At 71.4% G+C, this 21,601-nt stretch carries 20 protein-coding genes; 12 read left to right on the forward strand and 8 right to left on the reverse strand.

The genetic code is table 11. The annotated features are described in order from the left end of the window. Window positions 1-360 precede the first annotated feature (360 nt). From AC07A4_RS35960 to moaA, 3 genes are all read left to right on the forward strand, one after another. On the forward strand, window positions 361-729 hold the full coding sequence (locus tag AC07A4_RS35960; protein WP_478607222.1) for a DUF485 domain-containing protein: 369 nt from the start codon (window positions 361-363) through the stop codon (window positions 727-729). Then, window positions 726-2,381 (forward strand): solute symporter family protein, encoded by a 1,656-nt coding sequence (locus tag AC07A4_RS35965; protein WP_478607225.1) that lies wholly within the window; start codon window positions 726-728, stop codon window positions 2,379-2,381. Before AC07A4_RS35960 ends, AC07A4_RS35965 begins: the two co-directional genes overlap by 4 nt. Window positions 2,382-2,530: 149 nt before the next feature. Then, entirely contained in the window at window positions 2,531-3,523 is a 993-nt protein-coding gene (moaA, locus tag AC07A4_RS35970; protein ID WP_478607228.1) for a GTP 3',8-cyclase MoaA, read from the forward strand. Between the two features lie 15 nt (window positions 3,524-3,538). Here moaA and AC07A4_RS35975 read toward each other — a convergent pair whose 3' ends face one another. After that, complete coding sequence (locus AC07A4_RS35975) at window positions 3,539-3,775, reverse strand: hypothetical protein (protein WP_478607231.1); 237 nt, start codon at window positions 3,773-3,775, stop codon at window positions 3,539-3,541. Between the two features lie 179 nt (window positions 3,776-3,954). Beyond that, complete coding sequence (locus AC07A4_RS35980; protein WP_478607234.1) at window positions 3,955-4,344, reverse strand: DUF3099 domain-containing protein; 390 nt, start codon at window positions 4,342-4,344, stop codon at window positions 3,955-3,957. Window positions 4,345-4,558: 214 nt separating this feature from the next. On the opposite strand from AC07A4_RS35980, the gene AC07A4_RS35985 reads away from it, so the two are divergent. Continuing rightward, window positions 4,559-4,834, forward strand: a complete 276-nt coding sequence (locus AC07A4_RS35985; RefSeq protein ID WP_478607237.1) for a GlsB/YeaQ/YmgE family stress response membrane protein — start codon at window positions 4,559-4,561, stop codon at window positions 4,832-4,834. A 79-nt stretch (window positions 4,835-4,913) separates the two neighbouring features. On the opposite strand, the gene tyrS is transcribed toward AC07A4_RS35985, so the two are convergent. The 3 genes from tyrS to AC07A4_RS36000 all read right to left on the reverse strand — a co-directional run bounded on the left by tyrS (window position 4,914) and on the right by AC07A4_RS36000 (window position 9,205). Continuing rightward, window positions 4,914-6,179, reverse strand: coding sequence for a tyrosine--tRNA ligase (tyrS, locus tag AC07A4_RS35990; RefSeq protein WP_478607240.1), 1,266 nt, complete (start codon window positions 6,177-6,179; stop codon window positions 4,914-4,916). Between the two features lie 111 nt (window positions 6,180-6,290). Further along, complete coding sequence (locus tag AC07A4_RS35995; RefSeq protein WP_478607243.1) at window positions 6,291-7,685, reverse strand: metallopeptidase TldD-related protein; 1,395 nt, start codon at window positions 7,683-7,685, stop codon at window positions 6,291-6,293. Next, window positions 7,682-9,205 carry a TldD/PmbA family protein gene (locus tag AC07A4_RS36000; RefSeq protein ID WP_478607246.1) on the reverse strand — a complete coding sequence of 508 codons (1,524 nt, stop codon included), beginning with the start codon at window positions 9,203-9,205 and terminating at the stop codon, window positions 7,682-7,684. Before AC07A4_RS36000 ends, AC07A4_RS35995 begins: the two co-directional genes overlap by 4 nt. Before the next feature lie 243 nt (window positions 9,206-9,448). On the opposite strand from AC07A4_RS36000, the gene fabG reads away from it, so the two are divergent. From fabG to AC07A4_RS36015, 3 genes are all read left to right on the forward strand, one after another. Beyond that, window positions 9,449-10,168, forward strand: coding sequence for a 3-oxoacyl-[acyl-carrier-protein] reductase (gene fabG, locus AC07A4_RS36005; protein WP_478607249.1), 720 nt, complete (start codon window positions 9,449-9,451; stop codon window positions 10,166-10,168). A 5-nt stretch (window positions 10,169-10,173) separates the two neighbouring features. Beyond that, window positions 10,174-10,944 (forward strand): enoyl-ACP reductase FabI, encoded by a 771-nt coding sequence (gene fabI, locus AC07A4_RS36010; protein ID WP_478607252.1) that lies wholly within the window; start codon window positions 10,174-10,176, stop codon window positions 10,942-10,944. Between the two features lie 151 nt (window positions 10,945-11,095). Next, window positions 11,096-11,467, forward strand: a complete 372-nt coding sequence (locus AC07A4_RS36015; RefSeq protein ID WP_478607255.1) for a hypothetical protein — start codon at window positions 11,096-11,098, stop codon at window positions 11,465-11,467. 10 nt (window positions 11,468-11,477) lie between these two features. Here AC07A4_RS36015 and AC07A4_RS36020 read toward each other — a convergent pair whose 3' ends face one another. Continuing rightward, window positions 11,478-12,161: a FadR/GntR family transcriptional regulator gene (locus tag AC07A4_RS36020; RefSeq protein ID WP_478607258.1), complete on the reverse strand. Its 684-nt coding sequence runs from the start codon at window positions 12,159-12,161 to the stop codon at window positions 11,478-11,480. A gap of 69 nt (window positions 12,162-12,230) precedes the next feature. On the opposite strand from AC07A4_RS36020, the gene AC07A4_RS36025 reads away from it, so the two are divergent. From AC07A4_RS36025 to AC07A4_RS36040, 4 genes are all read left to right on the forward strand, one after another. Continuing rightward, window positions 12,231-13,628: a CynX/NimT family MFS transporter gene (locus tag AC07A4_RS36025; RefSeq protein WP_478607261.1), complete on the forward strand. Its 1,398-nt coding sequence runs from the start codon at window positions 12,231-12,233 to the stop codon at window positions 13,626-13,628. Window positions 13,629-13,700: 72 nt separating this feature from the next. Then, entirely contained in the window at window positions 13,701-13,817 is a 117-nt protein-coding gene (locus AC07A4_RS36030) for an SGM_5486 family transporter-associated protein (RefSeq protein WP_478607264.1), read from the forward strand. Window positions 13,818-14,042: 225 nt separating this feature from the next. Beyond that, entirely contained in the window at window positions 14,043-14,267 is a 225-nt protein-coding gene (locus tag AC07A4_RS36035) for a hypothetical protein (protein ID WP_478607267.1), read from the forward strand. A 186-nt stretch (window positions 14,268-14,453) separates the two neighbouring features. Then, complete coding sequence (locus AC07A4_RS36040; RefSeq protein WP_478607270.1) at window positions 14,454-14,972, forward strand: SixA phosphatase family protein; 519 nt, start codon at window positions 14,454-14,456, stop codon at window positions 14,970-14,972. Window positions 14,973-15,055: 83 nt separating this feature from the next. Here AC07A4_RS36040 and serB read toward each other — a convergent pair whose 3' ends face one another. Then, window positions 15,056-16,312: a phosphoserine phosphatase SerB gene (gene serB / locus AC07A4_RS36045; RefSeq protein WP_478607273.1), complete on the reverse strand. Its 1,257-nt coding sequence runs from the start codon at window positions 16,310-16,312 to the stop codon at window positions 15,056-15,058. Between the two features lie 468 nt (window positions 16,313-16,780). Further along, entirely contained in the window at window positions 16,781-18,604 is a 1,824-nt protein-coding gene (locus AC07A4_RS36050) for a streptophobe family protein (RefSeq protein WP_478607276.1), read from the reverse strand. 317 nt (window positions 18,605-18,921) lie between these two features. Here AC07A4_RS36050 and AC07A4_RS36055 point away from each other — a divergent pair, with 317 nt between their 5' ends. After that, a complete protein-coding gene (locus AC07A4_RS36055; RefSeq protein WP_478607278.1) occupies window positions 18,922-21,534 on the forward strand; it encodes an ABC transporter ATP-binding protein/permease in 2,613 nt (870 codons plus the stop codon). Window positions 21,535-21,601 lie beyond the last annotated feature (67 nt).

Raw genomic sequence — 21,601 nt, forward strand, 5'->3', positions numbered from 1 at the left:
TGCCCGAACACTGCTGGTGCTCGGGCAGATGCATGACGGGTGGTGCCAGGTGCATGACTAGTGGTGCAGGGCGAAGTTATCCCCACGACTCCCAGGCCAGCAACGCCTTCGCGAAGAAAGCGGGAAAGACGGGAAAGCCGGGAACGCGAGGATTGGCGAGGGAGTGCCGCTTCGGGCGCGCCGCCGTGACGTTGAACAGCGGACAGAAGCAATATCAACCCCCTGTCGGATCACGTCCCCTGGGCTTAGCATCACCAACCGCGGCCCACGTGATCCGCGTCACGTTGAAAGTTGGGAACCCGAGAACACATGGACCGCACCGCCTCCGTCCCCACCACCCCCGCACCACGAGGAGACTCCGTGGCCCCCGACGCACCGCCACCCCAGCAGGGCGGTACCGAACCCACCCCCGTGACCCCCTCGGCCGAGGAGTACGCCGAGGTCCAGCAGAGCCCGGAGTTCGGCGAACTGCGCACCGCCTACCGCTCGTTCGCGTTCCCGCTCACCGTCGCGTTCATCGCCTGGTACCTCCTCTATGTGCTCCTGTCGAACTACGCCGGTGACTTCATGGGCACCAAGCTGTTCGGCAACATCAACGTCGCCCTCGTGCTCGGCCTCGCCCAGTTCCTGACGACGTTCCTGATCGCCTGGTGGTACTCGCGGCACGCCGCCGCCAAGCTCGACCCGCGGGCCGACGCCATCAAGTCCCGGATGGAGGGAGGCGCGTGAGCACCCCCAGCACCCTCGGCACCACCGCCGAGGCCCACACCGCCCTCCTCGCCGCGGGCGAGGCCAGCGAGCACCGGCCGCTGATCATCACACTGTTCGCGGTCTTCGTCGTCGCCACCCTCGTCATCACCGTGTGGGCGGGCCGCCAGACCAAGAGCGCCGCCGACTTCTACGCCGGCGGACGGCAGTTCACCGGCTTCCAGAACGGCCTCGCCGTGTCCGGCGACTACATGTCCGCCGCGTCCTTCCTCGGCATCGCGGGCGCCATCGCCCTGTTCGGCTACGACGGGTTCCTCTACTCCATCGGCTTCCTGGTCGCCTGGCTGGTGGCACTGCTCCTGGTCGCCGAGCCGCTGCGCAACTCCGGGCGCTACACCATGGGCGACGTCCTCGCCTTCCGCATGCGCCAGCGCCCGGTGCGCACCGCCGCGGGCACCTCCACCATCGTCGTGTCGATCTTCTACCTGCTCGCGCAGATGGCGGGCGCGGGCGTCCTCGTCTCGCTGCTCCTCGGCATCACCAGCGACGCGGGCAAGGTCGGCATCGTCGCGCTCGTCGGCGTCCTGATGATCGTGTACGTCACCATCGGCGGCATGAAGGGCACCACCTGGGTGCAGATGGTCAAGGCCGTCCTGCTCATCGCGGGCGCGCTCCTGCTGACCTTCCTGGTGCTGCTCAAGTTCGACTTCAACGTCTCCGATCTGCTCGGCAGCGCCGCCGAGAACAGTGGCAAGGGCGCGCCGTTCCTGGAGCCCGGCCTGAAGTACGGCGCGACGGCCACGTCCAAGCTGGACTTCATCTCGCTGGGCATCGCCCTGGTGCTCGGCACCGCGGGCCTGCCGCACATCCTCATCCGCTTCTACACGGTGCCGACGGCCAAGGCCGCCCGGAAGTCCGTGAACTGGGCCATCGGCATCATCGGTGGCTTCTACCTGATGACGATCGCGCTGGGCTTCGGCGCCGCCGCGCTGCTCACCCCCAAGGAGATCACCGACTCCAACCCAGCGGGCAACACCGCCGCGCCCCTGCTCGCCCTGGAACTGGGCGGCAAGGACTCCAGTTGGGGCGCCATCCTGCTCGCGGTCATCTCCGCCGTCGCCTTCGCCACGATCCTCGCGGTCGTCGCGGGCCTCACCCTCGCCTCGTCCTCGTCGTTCGCGCACGACATCTACGCCAACGTCATCAAGAAGGGCAAGGCCAGCGAGAAGGAGGAGGTCAAGGCCGCCCGCTGGGCGACCGTGTTCATCGGCGCGGTCTCCATCGGCCTCGGCGCGCTCGCCCGCGACCTGAACGTGGCGGGCCTGGTGGCCCTCGCCTTCGCCGTCGCCGCGTCCGCGAACCTGCCGACGATCCTCTACAGCCTGTTCTGGAAGCGGTTCACCACCCAGGGCGCGCTCTGGTCGATCTACGGAGGCCTCACCACGGCCGTCGTCCTCGTCCTCTTCTCACCGGTGGTCTCCGGCAACGCGAAGACCTCCATGTTCAAGGGCGTCGACTTCCACTGGTTCCCGCTGGAGAACCCGGGCCTCATCTCCATCCCGGTGGGCTTCCTGCTCGGCTGGCTCGGCACGGTCCTGTCCAAGGAGGAGCCGAACGACAAGAAGTACGCGGAGCTCGAGGTGCGGTCCCTGACGGGCACCGGGGCGCACTGACCGGAACGAAACCGCCGCGCGGCCGCGTCGTAGGGATCTACGACGCGGCCGCGTCCCTCCTGGTGGAAACGGCCACGCTCGATGTCAGTGACGTCACGTAGGCTCGTGGTCAAAGGATGTACGACCGTTCCGGACCGGGGAGGGGCCGCGTGCTCATCGACACGTATGGCCGAGTGGCCACCGATCTGCGGGTTTCCCTGACTGACCGGTGCAATCTGCGGTGCACGTACTGCATGCCCGAAGAGGGCCTCCAGTGGCTCGCCAAGCCCGACCTCCTGACCGACGACGAGATCGTCCGGCTCGTCCGCGTCGCCGTCACCCGCCTCGGCATCGAAGAGATCCGCTTCACCGGCGGCGAGCCGCTGCTCCGCCCCGGCCTCGTCGGCATCGTCGAGCGCTGCGCCGCCCTGGAGCCGCGCCCCCGGATGTCCCTGACGACGAACGGCATAGGCCTCAAGCGCACCGCGGAGGCCCTCAAGGCCGCGGGCCTCGACCGGGTCAACGTCTCCCTGGACACCCTGCGCCCGGACGTCTTCAAGACCCTCACCCGCCGCGACCGCCACCGCGACGTCCTCGAAGGACTCGAAGCGGCCCGCGCCGCGGGACTGACCCCGGTGAAGGTCAACACGGTCCTGATGCCGGGCCTCAACGACGACGAGGCCCCCGACCTCCTGGCCTGGGCCGTCGAGAACGAGTACGAACTGCGCTTCATCGAGCAGATGCCCCTGGACGCCCAGCACGGCTGGAAGCGCGAAGGAATGATCACCGCCGGTGACATCCTGGCCTCGCTGCGCACCCGCTTCGAGCTGACCGAGGAGGGCTCCGAGCGGCGCGGCTCCGCGCCCGCCGAGCGCTGGATCGTCGACGGCGGCCCGCACCGCGTCGGCGTCATCGCCTCCGTCACACGCCCCTTCTGCGCGGCCTGCGACCGCACCCGGCTCACCGCCGACGGACAGGTCCGCACCTGTCTGTTCGCCACGGAGGAGACCGACCTGCGCGCCGCCCTGCGCGCGGACGACAGCACGGACGACGAGATCGCCCGCATCTGGAAGCTCGCGATGTGGGGCAAGAAGGCGGGTTCCGGTCTGGACGACCCGGCGTTCCTCCAGCCCGACCGCCCGATGTCGGCGATCGGCGGCTGACCCCCGAGCCCGGCCCTAACCGGCCGGGGCGTCCCCGGAGCCGCCCGCGGAGTCCCACTCCGCGAGCGTCACGACGTCCTTGAGGAATCCCCGCACGCCCAGGAACTGGGACAGGTGCTCACGGTGCTCCTCGCAGGCGAGCCACGTCTTGCGGCGCTCCGGAGTGTGCAGCTTCGGGTTGTTCCACGCGAGCACCCACACAGCGGCCGCACGGCAGCCCTTGGCGGAGCAGACGGGGGTTTCGTCGGTCACGTAAGTCATCCCAAACAAGGCGACGCCGAGCAGCCACGGGGGGAGCTGCCCGGCGTCGGTCTGTCGCTCCGACGGGGGATGCGGAGCGCGTACGAAGTATGTCACGGGGAACCGGCCGCCTGGCACCGGAACTGCATGATTGATCTGAGGTTTTCTTGAGCTTGGCGTAACGTAGTCGGTCAGCTCTGTTCGCGTGACCGTGCCACCGGCTCCTCGCGGGCGAACCCGGCGGCGTCTTCCGCGACGGGTTCCGCGGGCCCGCCACCGGGCGGCCCCGAGGCCAGCATCGGCCGCGACGGCGCCGGTACGAAGGTTGACGGGAGCGACGGCACGTTCTCCCGGCCCGCGTTGGCGATCACCACGGAGACGTACGGCAGGAGCACTCCGAGCACCAGCGCGACGAGCGCGACGTGCCGTTCCACGTTCCAGAGCACCGCGGCGGCAATGACCGAAACAGTGCGGACGGACATCGAGATCACATACCGCCGCTGCCGGCCGCGCACGTCTTCCGCGAGGCCCTGCCTGGCCCCTGTGATCCGGAAGACCTGGGCGCCGCTCTGCTTCCGCATCACATTCCACCGCCTGCCCGTATCGCCAGACTCTCCCCGGCCTGGACACTTCACCACGTTACGCCGCGCCTGCGCAGCCGCGTAGACCGGGTCCGGCCTCCGCTCCTGGTCTTCGGTGCGCCGCGCCACGTATGGCGGCGCCCGACATGCGCCGTATGACGGATGGACCGACACTGAGCGTAATGCTCATGTCGAGCCGTCTGAGGAGGCAGCTATGGGCTGGTTGTGGGCGATCATCGTGGGCTTCGTCCTTGGCCTACTCGCCAAGGCGATTCTGCCGGGGAAGCAGCACAGTCCGCTCTGGCTGACGACCGTGTTCGGCATCATCGGCGGCGTACTCGGAAACTGGATGGCCGCCGGCTTCGGCATCGACGAGACCAAGGGCATCGACTGGGGCCGGCACGCGCTCCAGCTCGGCGCCGCGCTGGTGGTCGTGGCGGTCGGCGACATGCTGTACAAGGCGGTCAAGGGCGACAGACAGACGACCTGAGGCGCACAAGGCGCACGCCTCGCAGGCATGAGGGGCCGGTCCTCGCGGACCGGCCCCTCACACGCGTGCGCTCACCGGGTCAGCCGGTGACCTCCACCGCGGCCAGGTTCTTCTTGCCGCGGCGCAGCACCAGCCAGCGCCCGTGCAGCAGCTCCTCGCGGGCCCAGACGGCGTCCTCGGCGGTGACCTTCACGTTGTTCACGTAGGCGCCGCCCTCCTTGACCGTGCGCCGGGCGGCCGACTTGCTCGCCACCAGGCCGACCTCCGCGAACAGGTCCACGACCGGGCCGGGCTCGGCGACCTCGACGCGCTCCAGCTCCGAGAGGGCCGCGGCCAGCGTCGCCGCGTCCAGGCCCGTCAGCTCGCCCTGGCCGAAGAGCGCCTTCGACGCGGCGATCACGGCCGCGCACTGGTCGGCGCCGTGCACCAGCGTCGTCAGCTCCTCGGCGAGCGCGCGCTGCGCGGCCCGCGCCTGCGGCCGCTCCTCGGTCTGCCGCTCCAGGTCCTCGAGCTCCTCGCGGGACTTGAAGGACAGGATGCGCAGGTAGCGGGTGATGTCCCGGTCGTCCACGTTCAGCCAGAACTGGTAGAACGCGTACGGCGTGGTCATCTCCGGGTCGAGCCAGACGGCGCCGCCCTCGGTCTTGCCGAACTTGGTGCCGTCCGCCTTCGTCATCAGCGGCGTGGCGATGGCGTGCACCGCCGCCTCCGGCTCCAGGCGGTGGATCAGGTCGATGCCCGCCGTGAGGTTGCCCCACTGGTCGGAGCCGCCGGTCTGGAGCACACAGCCGTGGCGGCGGTACAGCTCCAGGAAGTCCATGCCCTGCAGCAGCTGGTAGCTGAACTCGGTGTAGCTGATGCCCTCCTGCGACTCCAGGCGGCGGGCCACCGACTCCTTGGTGAGCATCTTGTTCACGCGGAAGTGCTTGCCGATGTCCCGCAGGAACTCGATCGCGGACATCCCCGCGGTCCAGTCCAGGTTGTTCACCATGACCGCGGCGTTCTCGCCCTCGAAGGACAGGAACGGCTCGATCTGGGACCGCAGCCGGGTCACCCAGTTCGCGACCGTCTCCGGGTCGTTCAGGGTGCGCTCGGCCGTCGGGCGCGGGTCGCCGATCTGACCGGTGGCGCCGCCCACCAGGGCCAGCGGGCGATGCCCCGCGAGCTGCAGCCGGCGCACGGTCAGGACCTGCACCAGATGCCCGACGTGCAGGCTGGCCGCGGTCGGGTCGAAGCCGCAATAGAACGTGACGGGACCGTCCGCGAGCGCCTTGCGCAGGGCGTCTTCGTCGGTGGACTGGGAGAACAGCCCCCGCCACTTCAGCTCGTCGACGATGTCCGTCACGGTCTCTTGTCTCCTCGGAAATGACTCGGGAATGATCGGGAATGATCAGTACGGGCACCTCAAGGGCGCCGGGTACGGGCTCGGGGCACCCCAGGGGTGCGGTCTACGAGGTTATACGCCCTGGCTGACCGAACTCATATTGAAGTCCGGCACCCGCAGCGCGGGCATGGCCGCCCGGGTGAAGTAGTCGCCCCACTCGCGCGGCAGCGTCTTCTGGGTGCGGCCCGCCTCGCTGGCCCGCGACAGCAGGTCCACGGGGGACTCGTTGAACCGGAAGTTGTTCACCTCGCCCACCACCTCGCCGTTCTCCACCAGATAGACGCCGTCCCTGGTCAGGCCCGTGAGCAGCAGCGTCGCCGGGTCGACCTCGCGGATGTACCACAGGCAGGTAAGGAGCAGGCCGCGCTCGGTGGCGGCGACCATCTCGTCCAGGGAGCGGTCCGAGCCGCCCTCCAGGATGAGGTTGTCGACCGCCGGGGCCACCGGCAGGCCCGTCAGGGCCGCGCTGTGCCGGGTGGTGAGCAGGCGCTTCAGCTCGCCGTCGCGCACCCAGTCGACGGGCCCGAGCGGCAGGCCGTTGTCGAAGGCCGACGCGTCGTCCCCGGAGGCGTGCGCGATCACGAACGGCGCCGCTTCGAGCCCCGGCTCGTTCGGGTCGCTGCGCAGCGTCAGCGGCAGCTCGGCGAGGCGCTCGCCGACGCGGGTGCCGCCGCCCGGCTTGGAGAACACGGTGCGGCCCTCGGCGGCGTCCCGGGCGGCCGACGACCACAGCTGGTAGATCAGCAGGTCCGCCACGGCCGTCGGCGGCAGCAGCGTCTCGTACCGCCCCGCGGGCAGCTCCACGCGCCGCTCGGCCCAGGCCAGGCGCCGGGCGAGGTCCTCGTCGAGGGCGGCCGGGTCCACGTCCTTGAAGTCGCGGGTGGAGCGGCCCGCCCACGCCGAGCGGGTGCGGTCCGGTGACTTCGCGTTCAGCTCCAGGGTGCCGCTCGGCTGGTCGTGGCGCAGCCGCAGCCCCGTCGACGTACCGAGGTACGTCGAGGTCAGCTCGTGGTTGGCGAAGCCGTACAGCTCGCGGCCGCCCGCCTTGGCGCGGGCGAAGGCCTCGCCGAGCGCGGGCGCGAAGTCGGCGAACACCGCCGAGGAGGTCTCGGCGGGCGCGTCCGTGAAGTCCGGCGCGGCCGGGGCACCCGTGACCAGGGGCTGGGCGTCCTCGGCGGGCCCGGCACCGCGCGCGGCGGCCTCGGCGGCGCGCACCAGGGGCTCCAGCTCGTCGGCCGTGACCGCCGAGCGGGACACCACGCCCGATGCGGTGCCCCGGGTGCCGTCGACGGTGGCGATGACGGTGAGGGTGCGGCCCCGGGTGACGCCGTTGGTGGTCAGGGCGTTGCCCGCCCAGCGCAGGTTCGCGCTCGACTCCTCGTCGGCGATCACCACGCAGCCGTCGGCGGTGGACAGCTCAAGGGCCCGCTCGACGATCTCGTGCGGCTTGCTCGTACGCGCGCTCATCGCCCGGCCTCCTGCGTGGTGTTAAGGATGTTGACGCTCTGGAACAGGGCGGAGGGGCAGCCGTGGGAGACCGCCGCGACCTGGCCAGGCTGGGCCTTGCCGCAGTTGAAGGCGCCGCCGAGGACGTACGTCTGCGGGCCGCCGACGGCCGTCATCGAGCCCCAGAAGTCGGTGGTCGTCGCCTGGTAGGCGACATCGCGCAGCTGGCCCGCGAGCCGCCCGTTCTCGATCCTGAAGAACCGCTGCCCGGTGAACTGGAAGTTGTACCGCTGCATGTCGATGGACCAGGAGCGGTCACCGACCACGTAGATGCCGCGCTCGACGCCGCTGATCAGGTCCTCGGTGGACAGGCCCGCCGGGTCCGGCTCGAGCGAGACGTTGGCCATGCGCTGCACCGGGACGTGGGCGGGGGAGTCGGCGTACGCGCAGCCGTTGGAGCGCTCGAAGCCGGTGAGGCGGGCGATGCGCCGGTCCAGCTGGTAGCCGACGAGCTTGCCGTCCTTGACCAGGTCCCAGGACTGCGCGGCGACGCCCTCGTCGTCGTACCCGATGGTCGCGAGGCCGTGCTCGGCGGTCCGGTCGCCCGTCACGTTCATCAGGGACGAGCCGTAGGTGAGCTTGCCGAGCTGGTCGAAGGTCGCGAACGAGGTGCCCGCGTACGCCGCCTCGTAGCCGAGCGCGCGGTCCAGCTCCGTGGCGTGGCCGATCGACTCGTGGATCGTCAGCCACAGGTTCGAGGGGTCGACCACCAGGTCGTACTGGCCGGGCTCGACGCTCGGGGCCCGCATCTTCTCGGCCAGCAGCTCCGGCATCCGGGCGAGCTCCGCGTCCCAGTCCCAGCCGGTGCCGGTGAGGTACTCCCAGCCGCGGCCCGCGGGGGGCGCGAGGGTGCGCATGGAGTCGAACTCCCCGCTCGACTCGTCCACGGCGTGCGCCGTCAGCTGCGGGTGCAGCCGCACGCGCTGCTGCGTGGTGACCGTGCCCGCGGTGTCCGCGTAGAACTTGTTCTCGTGCACGGTGAGCAGCGAGGCGTCCACGTGCGAGACGCCGTCGGCGGCGAGCAGCCGCCCGCTCCAGTCCGCGAGCAGCGCCGTCTTCTCCGCGTCCGGCACGGAGAACGGATCGGTCTCGTACGCCGAGACCCACGTCCGGTCCGCGTGCACCGGCTCGTCCGCGAGTTGAACCCGCTCGTCGGACCCGGCGGCCTTGATGACCTGTGCCGACAGCTTCGCCATCGCGACGGCCTGGGACGCGACGCGGGCCGCCGCGTCCATCGTCAGGTCGACGCCGGAGGCGAAGCCCCAGGTGCCGCCGTGCACCACGCGCACCGCGTACCCCAGGTCCGTGGTGTCGGACGACGCGGCGGGCCGGGCGTCCCGCAGCCGCCACGCGGCGCTGCGCACCCGCTCCAGGCGGAAGTCCGCGTGCTCGGCGCCCAGCGCCCGCGCGCGGGCCAGCGCGGCGTCGGCGAGGGCCCTCAGCGGCAGCGCCGTGAAGGCTTCATCGATGGAATGAGGCACGGAAGGTCTCCCTGCTGTCATCAGCGGTCGGCTCCGGTGCGCCGGAGCCGGGTGCCGGCCCACGGCCTCCCCCGGGCACCGGTCAGGTCCGATCATCGCGTGTGGACCGGTCACTCGGCCACATCTTTCTGTAGGGATCCAACAGCGAGTCATCTGCGCCACTGTCGGTCGCCGATTCTCCGGATCAGGCGCGGGACCGATAGGTTTTCGAGTGACCACACCGTCAAGGAGAAGGGTGATCCGTTGAGCCGCTCGGTTCTCGTCACCGGAGGAAACCGGGGCATCGGCCTCGCCATCGCCCGCGCTTTCGCCGACGCCGGCGACAAGGTCGCGATCACCTACCGCTCGGGTGAGCCGCCCCAGGAGCTCACCGCCGCCGGAGTCCTCGCCGTCAAGTGCGACATCACCGACGCCGAGCAGGTGGAGCAGGCCTACAAGGAGGTCGAGGAGAAGCACGGTCCGGTCGAGGTCCTCGTCGCGAACGCGGGCATCACCAAGGACCAGCTGCTTATGCGCATGTCCGAGGAGGAGTTCACCTCCGTCCTCGACACCAACCTCACCGGCACCTTCCGCGTCGTGAAGCGGGCCAACCGCGGCATGCTGCGCGCCAAGAAGGGCCGCGTCGTCCTCATCTCCTCCGTCGTCGGCCTGCTCGGCTCGGCGGGCCAGGCGAACTACGCCGCGTCCAAGGCCGGCCTCGTCGGCTTCGCGCGCTCGCTCGCCCGGGAGCTCGGGTCGCGCAACATCACCTTCAACGTCGTGGCGCCCGGCTTCGTCGACACCGACATGACGCAGGTGCTCACGGACGAGCAGCGTGCGAAGATCGTTTCGCAGGTGCCGCTCGGCCGCTACGCGCAGCCCGAGGAGATCGCCGCCGCGGTGCGCTTCCTCTCCTCGGACGACGCTTCGTACATCACTGGAGCCGTCATCCCCGTTGACGGCGGATTGGGCATGGGTCACTGATCACCATGAGCGGAATTCTCGACGGCAAGCGGATCCTGATCACGGGAGTGCTGATGGAGTCCTCCATCGCCTTCCACGCGGCCAAGGTCGCGCAGGAGCAGGGTGCCGAGGTCATCCTGACCGCTTTCCCGCGGCCCACGCTCACCGAGCGCATCGCCAAGAAGCTCCCCAAGCCCGCCAAGGTCATCGAGCTCGACGTGACCAACGAGGAGCACCTGGGCCGCCTTGAGGGCCTGGTGCGCGAGGAGCTCGGCGGCCTCGACGGCGTCGTGCACTCCATCGGCTTCGCCCCGCAGGACGCGCTCGGCGGCAACTTCCTGAACACGCCGTTCGAGTCGGTGGCCACCGCCATGCACGTCTCGGCGTACTCCCTGAAGTCGCTGACCATGGCCTGCCTGCCGCTGATGCCGGAGGAGGGCGGCTCGGTCGTCGGGCTCACCTTCGACGCGCAGTTCGCCTGGCCGCAGTACGACTGGATGGGCCCGGCCAAGGCCGCCCTGGAGGCCACCAGCCGCTATGTGGCGCGGGACCTGGGCGCGCGGAACGTCCGCTGCAACCTCATCTCCGCGGGCCCGATCGGCTCGATGGCCGCCAAGTCCATCCCGGGCTTCGGCGAGCTCGCCAAGGTCTGGGACAGCCGTTCCCCGCTCCAGTGGGACATGGCCGACCCGGAGCCCGCGGGCCGCGGCATCGTCGCCCTGCTGTCGGACTTCTTCCCGAAGACCACCGGCGAGATCATCCACGTCGACGGCGGCGTGCACATGATGGGTGCCTGACCCGCACCGTTCCACGGTTCGTCCGCACGGCTTGTCCGTACGGCTTGTCTGTACGGTGCCGACGCCCCGTTCCCGCAGCGCGGGGGCGGGGCGTCGCCCGTTCGGCCCGTCTGGCCGGGCGGGCCCGGGGCCGGGCCGCGCACCCTGGAGTGTGCGCTGGTCACCTGGTGCGGCGCTCGCCGCCCTCGCCCTCCTGATCACCCTGCCGTCGCCGTACGACACCGTGTCCCACGCCGCCGCGCGCCGCGCGCCGGGAGCGGGGGAGGGGGGTCCGCGACCGGCGGCGGAGGACCGGCCGTTCGGCGCGGAGTGCCGCAGCAGCGTCGCCGGCCCCCATGTCGTCGCGTACTGCCACAACCCCTACCCCGAGACCGACCGGGTGCGGCTGCACGTCGAGTGCGACCGCTGGTGGGACATCGACAGCGACAGCCGCCCGGTCGCGGCCGGGGCCGCCATGACGGTGCGGCTCACCGGCCGCTGCTGGAAGGAGGTCCGCTCGGTGTGGATCAGCCACCAGCGGTGAGCGGGGGCGGTCAGCCCGCGCCGAGCCGCTCCGGGTGGCACAGGTACGGATAGCTGGCCGCCTCGGCCGCCGCCGCGTCCGCGTCGCCCGCGCGGATCGCCTCGACCAGGCGGCCGTGGTCCATGTGGGCCTCCGGCGTCAGCTCCGTGCCGATGTCCTCCCGCAGCCAGTCCCGCAGGACCTCGCCCAGGTCCGCGTACAGGGCCGTCAGGACGTCGTTGTGGGACGCGGCCACCACCGCCATGTGCAGCGTCGCGTCCGCCGCCACGAACGCCTCGGCGTCGCCCGACTCCCAAGCCTCCTCGCGGCGCGCGAGCAGCGCGTCCAGCTGCTTCAGGTCCCGCTCGGTGCGCCGTTCGGCGGCGAGCTTCGCCGCGCTCGACTCCAGCGTGGCGCGCAGCTCCGCGATGTGCCGGGGGCTGGCGTCGGCGAACCTGCGCTGCATCACGCCCGCCAGTTCGCTGGTCGCGACCACATAGGTGCCCGAGCCCTGCCGGATGTCGAGCAGGCCGTTGTGGGCGAGCGCCCGGACGGCCTCCCGGACCGTGTTCCTGGCCACGCCGAGCTGCTCGACGAGCTCCGGCTCGGTGGGGATGCGGGAGCCGACCGGCCACTCGCCCGACGAGATCTGGTTGCGCAGCGCGGCGATGACCTGCTCGGACAGCGCGGAGCGGCGCGGGGTGCTCAGCGGCATGGCGTTCCTTCGTCGAGGCCTTGGTTAAAGAGTGGACAGCCAATCATCCTATGATTCTATGATGGCGCCATGGTCAGTGAGGAAGCCGATACGACACGCGTGACGATGACGCCCCGGCCCCCAGCCGTCCGCACCGCGGGGGAGGCGGGCGCGGTCGCGGGAGGTGCCGCGGAACCCGTGGGAGCGAGCGGGGCCGAAGGGGCGCACGGCGCCAAACGCGCGCGGGTCGAGGCGGGTGGAACGGCCGCCACGCGCGCGTGGGCCACACGCCTCCTCGTCGTCGGCATCGTCCTCGCGGCCGTCAACCTCCGGCCCGCCATCACCAGCCTCGGCGCGCTCCTGGAAGAGGTGCGCGACGGCCTCGGCATGAGCGGCACCCTCGCGGGCCTGCTCACCTCCGTGCCGCCGCTGTGCTTCGCGCTCTTCGGCAGCCAGGCGCCGCGCCTCGCCCGGCGCTTCGGGCCGACCGCCGTGGTGTGCGCGGGGATGGCCGCGATCGCCACGGGCCTGCTGATACGTCCCTTCGTGGGCGGCACCGCCGGGTTCCTGATCGCCACCGCGTTCGCCCTCATGGGCATCGCCGTGAGCAACGTCCTCATGCCCGTGATCGTCAAGCGCTGGTTCCCGGACCGGGTCGGCTCGATGACCGGCCTGTACTCGATGGCCCTGGCGCTCGGCACCTCCCTCGCCGCGGCCGTCACGGTGCCCCTGACCGACGCCCTCGGCGGCAGCTGGCGCACCGGCCTCGCGGTCTGGGCGGCGCTCGCGGTCGTCGCCGTCCTGCCGTGGCTGCCCCTGGTGCGCGCACACGGCGCGGAGGCGGCGGCCACCGAGCGGGTCCCGGCCGCCGTGCGCCAGGAGGACGCCGCGCTGCGCATCACCCACAGCCGCACGGCATGGGCCCTCGCGTGCTTCTTCGGGCTCCAGGCCACCGCCGCCTACATCACCATGGGCTGGCTGCCGCAGATCTTCCGGGACGCGGGTGTGCCCGCGGGCGAGGCCGGGGTGCTGCTGGCCGTCACGATGGCCATGGGCGTGCCGCTCGCCTTCGTGATCCCGCGCGTGGCGACCCGGCTGTCCCACCAGGGCCCCGTCGTGGTCTTCCTGGGCGCGTGCGGTCTCGCCGGATACGCGGGCCTGTACGTCGCCCCGGCGGGCGGCGCCTGGGCCTGGGCGCTGCTGTGCGGCATCTCCAACTGCGCCTTCCCGCTCGCCCTCACGATGGTCGGCATGCGCGCCAAGAGCAGCGCGGGCGTGGCCAAACTGTCCGCGTTCGCGCAGAGCACCGGCTATCTGATCTCGATCCCAGGGCCGCTCCTGGTCGGCGTGCTCTATCAGCACAGCGGCGGCTGGGGCCTGCCGCTCGCGCTCATGGCGGGCCTGATGGTGCCGCAGATCGTCGTCGGCACGTTCGCGGGACGGAACCGCACGATCGAGGACGAGGTCGCGGCCAGGGCGGCGGCCTGACTCCGGTGGCCGCCCCCGGGGCCGTACGACCCCGAGGGCGGCCACCGGTGCGGCGGGTGCGAGACTGGCGGCATGCCAGTGCTTGACCCGAACCCCCAGAACGGCCAGAAGAAGTTGCTCATCGTGCTCGGCGCGATGCTGGCCATCACCGTGATCATCGGCATCATCGCCACCGTGGCCTCGCCCTGACCGGCCCTCACTCGCCCTGACCGGCCCTCACCCGCCCTGACCGGCCCTCAGAAGGCAGGCTCTCAGGAGCCGGATGGTGGTGCTAGCCCCCCTATCCCCTAGGGGGTCAGTGTCAGGGTTAAGTGGGTGGATCACCGGATGGGCGGCGGGGCGCCGGATCCGTACCTTCGAGATGTGGCCGCGAGGACGCGGCCACGGGGGCACTCGAAGGACCTTGGAGGCGGCATGTCGGCCCGTGCGCAGACCCGACGCGACCCGGCGGACCGGGCGGAACAAGCCGCCGTCGAGATCCAGCTCCCCTGGTGGGCCATCGCCCTGCCCGCGGTCGCCTTCGCGGCCCTGCTCCTGCTGATATTGAACCCGGCGGACGCACACGCGGCGAGCACGGGCAGCGAGCCCGTCATCAGCCACATCCTGGAGCGCGTCAAGGCCCTGTTCGCCGCCTTCTGACCCCACCGTCCGGACGCGGCCCGGCACCGCGCGGAAGATCGTCACCGATGGCGTGAGAGACCCCCGAGGAGCCCCCCTCCTGGCCGGGGACCCCAGAAGACACCCGGTGAAAGCCCGGTCACCCCTGGCGGGGGAGCCGGTCAACTCCCTGCGCCCGATGGCGTGTTTCGTGCGAAGCTGGGACGCATGAGCGTCGCAGAACCCCGCAGGATTGTCCTTTTCCGGCATGCGAAGGCCGACTGGCCCCAGGTGTCCGACCACGAGCGCCCGCTCGCCGAGCGAGGCCGCAAGGACGCCCCCGTGGCAGGCCGCAAACTCGCCGAGACCGGAATCGCCTTCGACCTGGCCCTGTGCTCGACCGCCACCAGGACCCGCGAGACCTGGAAGCTCGCCGTTCAGGAACTGCCGCAGCGGCCCCGGACGGTGTATGACGACCGGGTCTATGAAGCCTCCCCCGGCGAGCTGATCGCCGTGCTCAACGAAACCCCGGACGACGTGCGCGACCTGATCCTCATCGGCCACAACCCCGGCGTCCACGGCGTCGCCGACGTCCTGGCCGGGGAGGCCGAGGGCGACGCCCAGGTCCGGATGAACCGCCGCGGCTTCCCGACCTCGGCGTTCGCCGTCCTGACGTACACCGGATCGTGGAAGGCCCTCGAACCGGGCACGGCGACCCTGGTGGACTACTGGGCGCCGTCGGAGTAGCGCCACCGCCGCCCGGCCCATGAACGGGGCCCGGCACCGAGGGGTGCCGGGCCCGAACCCCGAACGCCGTCGGTCGGCCGGGATTACGCGGGCTCGTGATCCAGGTGCGTATCCGCGGCCTCGACCTCTTCGCGGGTGATGCCGAGCAGATAGAGCACGGTGTCGAGGAACGGCACGTTCACCGCCGTGTGGGCGGCCTCCCGCACCATCGGCTTGGCGTTGAAGGCCACGCCGAGGCCCGCCGCGTTCAGCATGTCCAGGTCGTTCGCGCCGTCGCCGATCGCGACGGTCTGCTCCAGCGGAACGCCCGCCTCGTGCGCGAACCGGCGCAGCAGCCGGGCCTTGCCCGCGCGGTCCACGACCTCGCCGGTCACCTTGCCGGTGAGCCTGCCGTCGACGATCTCCAGTGTGTTGGCGTGGGCGAAGTCCAAGCCGAGACGTTCCTTCAGATCGTCCGTCACCTGGGTGAAACCGCCCGATACCACACCGACTTGATAGCCGAGGCGCTTGAGCGTACGGATCAGCGTGCGCGCGCCGGGCGTGAGCCGGACCTCCGAGCGGACCTTGTCCACCACCGAGGCGTCGAGCCCTTCCAGGAGCGCCACCCGCGCGTGCAGCGACTGCTCGAAGTCCAACTCGCCGCGCATCGCGGCCGCCGTGACCTCCGCGACCCGCTCCTCGCACCCGGCGTGCGCGGCGAAGAGCTCGATCACCTCGTCCTGGATCAGCGTCGAGTCGACGTCCATCACGACCAGACGCTGCGCGCGGCGGTGCAGGCCCGCGGCGACGACCGCGACGTCGACCCCGAGCGCGGCGGCCTCAAGGGCGAGCGCGGTGCGCAGCGGCTCGGTCTCGGTGCCGGACACCGCGAACTCCACGGCGGTGACCGGGTACTTGGCGAGCCGGAAGATACGGTCGATGTTGCCGCCGGTGGCGGTGATGCTGGCGGCGATCGCGGCGGTCGACTCGGCGGTCAGCGGGTGCCCGAGCACGGTCACCAGGGACCGGCCGAGGCCGCGGGGGCGGTTGTCGCCGTGGCCCGAGATGATCTCGGCCTGCAGCTTCATGGAGTCCGCCCACGAGTGGACGGTGGACCGCAGATCCCCTTCGAGACCGGCCGGGGGCTCGGTGACCAGTGCACACAGCACTATCCGGCCCCGGGTCACGACCTGCTCGATGTCGACGACGTCCACGGCGTACGCGGCGAGCGTGTCGAAGAGTCCGGCGGTGATGCCCGGGCGGTCCTTGCCGAAGATCTTGACGAGGAGTGTGGGGAGGTCAGCGGCGGCGCCGGCCGGCGTGGGGGTGCCGGGGGGCGCGGTGGGCGTGGAGGCACTCATGGTGATCCCCACGGTAGCTGGCGGGGCCATGCGGATGGTGGGGGTGTCCGGGTGCCGGACATCGTTGCCCGCACCTGTTCACGCCCCGGTCCCGTGCGGGCCGTCCGCTGCCCCCTTGCCCTTCATGCTGGCGCCGGGGTGGTGTGGGCGGTTGCCCTCCGGGGGGCGGGGTGTGGGGGCGCCGCTCGGCTGGGGGCCCGCGGCTGCCCGTGGCGGGCCCGCTTCTTCGCCGCTCCGCGGCGGGGTTGGCTGCCCGGCTGCCTGTGTGCTGTCCGTCGGGTGGTGTGGCCCTTCTTCGCCGCTCCGCGGCGGGCTGCCCACCCGCCCACCCGTGCACTCTCTATCGAGCGGCGCAGCCCTCCTCCCCGGGGAAAGCAGGGAGGCACCCCCAGCCACACGCTCCCCCCCCCCGGACGTGGACACACCCTCAGGCCCCACCCACCCGCGCGACAGCGCCAGCCCGCAGTGTCAGCGCCTGCGCCTCGGTGGGCCCGGCTCCGGTGGAGGCGGAGGCGGGGGCGGCGGGGGCCAGTCACCCCCGCCGGGACGGCGGCCCCGCTTGGGCCCGCCCGGCGGGGGAGCCGCCGGGCCGGCCACCGTGGGCGCCCCGCTCACCGGCGATCCCCCGCCCGCACCGGGCGGCCGCGCTGGCCTTCCCCCCGCCCCCGGCGCCCCCGCCGACCCCCCACCACCCCGAGGCGCCCCGTCACGCCCCCGTAGTTCCTCCGGCACCCGCAGGTACGGATTCGTCTCCGGTCGTGGTGGTCGGTACGGCGTGCTCTGCCGGTAGGGACCCGCACCCTGCGTGGCGAGCGCCTCCGCGTCCGGCGCTTCTGGCGCCCCCGCGCCGAGGGCCAGCTCCGCGACCCCCCGGCCCGCCGCTCCGGTTGCCCGGGCTAGCAGCGCTCCGGCCGCTCCGGCCCCGGCTCCCCAGGCCGCCCCGAGGACCGCGGCCAGCGCCAGGTTGCCGTGCAGTTCGAGGCCCGCCCCGAAGGCGTCGAAGCCGAGGACGGACAGGGAGGCGTCCGCCGAAACGCCGGTCAGCCAGGTCATCAGGGGCAGCGCCACCGCCGTGACCGCCCCGAGCGTCAGGGCGCAGCGCCCGACGAAGCCCGCGCCGCCGCGTCCTTCCCGTACCTCGGCGGCTGCCCGCGCCAGCGGACTGCGTACCGCCGTCAGCACCCCGGCGAACAGCATCATCACGGCCGCCGCCACCCCAAGCAGCCACACCCGGCCGTCGAGTTCGGCGAGTCGGTCCAGGGTCAGGGGCTTGTCGGAGTCGCCGCTCAGGAGGTCGTCGACCGGGTCCGGCAGGAAGCGGGTCAGGGCGCCGGACGCCTGGCCGTCGTACGGCACGAAGAGGCCGACGGGCAGGCCGAGGAACACGCCGTTCGGGGTGCCGAGGAGCGCGCCGCCCATGACCCGCTTCGGGTGGTCGTCGCCGATCGCCGCGTACACCGCCGCCGCGAACCCCGCCACCACGGCCATCAGCACGACCGCGACGAGCGCGGAGGCGGCGGGCCGCAGCACGCGGTGCACGGCGTCGAAGCCGGGCGGCAGCGGCGTCCTGCGGGAGGCGAGCAGCGCGATGAGCAGGACGCAGACCGCCCAGATCAAGCCACCGAGCAGCGTGGCACCGGTGTCGACGGTGAAGCCGACGGCGGCCTTCGCCTCGACGAGGTCGCGCAGCCGGTCGGGCAGGAGGCCGCCGATGTCCCCGATGCCGCCGATGTCCTTGAGGCCGTCGGGAATCTTGTCCGCGATGCCGTCGGGAACGCCGTCGATGCCTTTGTCGATTCCCTTGTCAATTCCTTTGTCGATGCCCAGCTGTTCGCCGTCGATCGTGATGACGTCGTGACCCGCCCAGGCGAGGCCGCCGAGCATGGCGACGAACAGAGTGATCACCGCGGCCACGCGTGCCAGGAGTTCGGCGGGTGAGATCACAACTCCCGCACCGCGCAGGGAGCGTAAAAAGAAGTACGCGAGAAGGACCGCTCCGACGAGGCCGACGCCCAGCGGCGCGACGTCGATGGCCGTGGTCGCCTCGGCCCCTCGCAGACCGAAGGCGGAGACATCACCGGAAGGGGTGACGGAGCCGCCGACGCCGAGGGCGATCGCCGCCGCCGTCATCGGTCCGAGCGACCCGGCGGCATCCGCGCCGAGAAGGTGCAGACCAAGTGCGGCCGTGCCCGCCATGCCGATCAACGCCCAGCTGACCGCGGCGAGCGCGGAGAGCAGCACGTCCCCCCAGGGCACGCTCCGCCGCGCGTCCTTGTACCCGTCGGTCCCCATCCGACCCCCCGAGCTCGCAGCGCGTCGCTCCCGGCGCGCGCACGGCGTCACATGGGCGGCATCGCCGACATCGCCGGTATGGGCGACTTGGACGTTATGCGCGGCATGTTCGCGATCCGTACTCGCTGAGAGCCCTTACCACTTTCCGAGGCGATATCTGCCCCGTCAACGGGGCAGTCATAGTGGCCCGTACGCAGTCTTCACAAGGCCCGACTTTCGGTCAGAGCCCTCCGCCTGAAATAGTTCCTCCCGATGTTCGACATCCCTAGACTCCCCATGATGGGGGCAACTCGGGGGACAACTCAGTGGGGCATGGAGTGCCGGAACTCGTACTGGAATTGAATGGCAGGTCCTGGACGCTTGATTCGTCCCGGACATACACCCTCGGGCGCGATCCGCAGGGTGAGATCGCGCTCGACGACGCCAGGGTCTCCTGGCGGCACGCGACGATCAGCTGGAGCGGCCGGAGCTGGGTCATCGAGGACCACGGCTCCACCAACGGCACGTTCGTGCAGGGGCAGCGGATCCACCAGATGGACATCGGCCCCGGGTCGGCCGTCCATCTGGGCAACGCGACCGACGGTCCGAGGCTTGTCCTCTCCGGCGGCGCGCCCGGCGCCGCCGCCGCTGCCATGTCCGCGCCGGGCGCGCAGCAGCAGGCGCAGCACGCGCCGCCGCAGCAGGCTCCTGGCCAGGCAGGTCTCGGCCAGCAGGAGGCCCCGGGCTGGGCCGCGCAGCCGCAGCACCAGGCGCCGCAGTACCAGCAGCAGATGCCGCAGCAGCAGGCCTGGCAGCAGGCGCCGCAGCAGCAGGCGCCGCAGCCGCAGCACGCACAGGTGCCGCCGCAGCAGGGCCCGGGCGCGGGCATGGGATCCGGTGGCGCGGCGGGGGCCCCGCCGGTCTACGGCGACCGCAGCCCGACCACGTTCCACCAGCTGGCGCTTGGCCGAAAGATGCGCATCGGCCGCGCCCTGGAGAACGAGCTGGTGGTCTCCGACCTCCAGGTCTCGCGGCACCACGCCGAATTCACCTCGACGCCCGACGGCCGCTTCGAGCTGCGCGACCTCGGCTCGCACAACGGCACGTACGTCAACGGCATGCCGATCGCGAAGTCGTCCACGGTCCTGATCGGCCCGAACGACATCGTGGGCGTCGGCCACTCCACGTTCCGCCTCGTCGGCGACCGCCTCGAGGAGTTCGTCGACACCGGTGACGTCTCCTTCTCCGCGCGCCACCTGACCGTCACGGTCGACGGGGGCAAGGACATCCTCAAGGACGTCTCCTTCGGCGTCCCGGAGAAGTCGCTGATCGCGGTCATCGGCCCCTCGGGCTCCGGCAAGTCCACCCTGCTCAAGGCGCTGACCGGCTACCGGCCCGCCAACCAGGGCGACGTCCTCTACGACAACCGGAACCTGTACAAGCAGTTCGCCGAGCTGCGCCAGCGCATCGGTCTGGTCCCGCAGGACGACATCCTGCACAAGGAGCTGACCGTCAACAAGGCGCTCACGTACGCGGCCAAGCTCCGCTTCCCCGCCGACACCAGCAACCAGGAGCGCCAGCAGCGCATAGGCGAGGTCCTGCGCGAGCTGAAGCTCGACATCCACAAGGACAAGAAGGTCACCTCCCTCTCCGGTGGCCAGCGCAAGCGCGTCTCGGTCGCCCTGGAGCTGCTCACCAAGCCGTCGCTGATCTTCCTGGACGAGCCCACGTCGGGCCTCGACCCGGGCATGGACCGCGACGTCATGCAGCTCCTGCGCGGGCTCGCCGACGACGGCCGCACGGTCCTCGTCGTCACGCACTCCGTGGCGGAGCTCGCCCTGTGCGACAAGCTCCTGGTGATGGCGCCGGGCGGCGCGGTGGCGTACTTCGGCCCGCCCGAGGAGGCCCTGAACTTCTTCGGCTACACCACCTGGGCCGATGTCTTCTCCGCCTTCGAGAACTACCGCGACTACGACTGGGCGGGCCGCTGGAAGGGCTCGCAGCACTACCAGATGTACGCCGCGGACATCGACGCCGTCGCCGCGCAGTCCGTACACATGCCGCCGCCGCAGGCGATCAGGCCGCCCAAGCCGCAGGGCTGGGGCTCCCAGCTGATCACGCTGATCCGCCGCTATGTGTCGGTCATCGCGTCCGACAAGGGCTTCATGGCGCTGATGCTGATCCTGCCCGCGGTGCTCGGCGCGGTGAGCCTGCTCATCGACCCGGACAAGGGCCTGCTGCCGAACGTCAACCCGCAGACCGGCAAGATCATCCCGAATGGCACGGCCACGACGGTGCTCCTGATCCTCGCGGTCGGCGCCTGCTTCGCGGGCGCCGCGAACTCCGTGCGTGAGCTGATCAAGGAACGGGTGATCTACGAGCGGGAGCGCGCGACCGGCCTGTCGCGCTCGGCGTATCTGATGTCCAAGGTCATCGTCCTCGGCATGATCACCGTGCTGCAGGGCGCCCTGGTCGGCGCGATCGGCTTCTCCACCCGCGAGATCCCGGAGAAGGGCCTGGTCCTCGGTAGCCAGGTGCTGCTCGAACTCTCCCTGCCGATCATGGCCCTGGGCTTCACCTCGATGATGTTCGGCCTGATCATCTCCGCGCTGGTGAAGACCGCCGAGAAGACCATGCCGCTGCTGGTCATGTTCGCGATCATCCAGGTCGTGTTCACGGGCTGTCTGTTCATCCTGCACGGCACGGTCGGCGTCAACGAGTTCTCGTACCTGATGCCGTCGCGCTGGGCGGTGGCCGCCGCGGGCAGCACGCTGGACTTCAACCGGATCAGCCCCAACCCGGACGACCCGGGCAGCACCGACCCGCTGTGGGACCACGAGGGGGGCGCCTACCTCATGGACATGGCCGCCCTGCTCGCCCTCGGCGCGTTCTGCGGCTTCCTCGTGGCCCGCTTCCTGCGCCGCCACGAGCCGGAGGTCATGCGCAAGTAGCACCGCGCGGCGCGTCGGACGCGCACGCGAAGAAGGGCGGCACCCCCGTGGGGGTGCCGCCCTTCGG

The sequence above is a fragment of the Streptomyces sp. NPDC043996 genome, assembly GCF_056435225.1.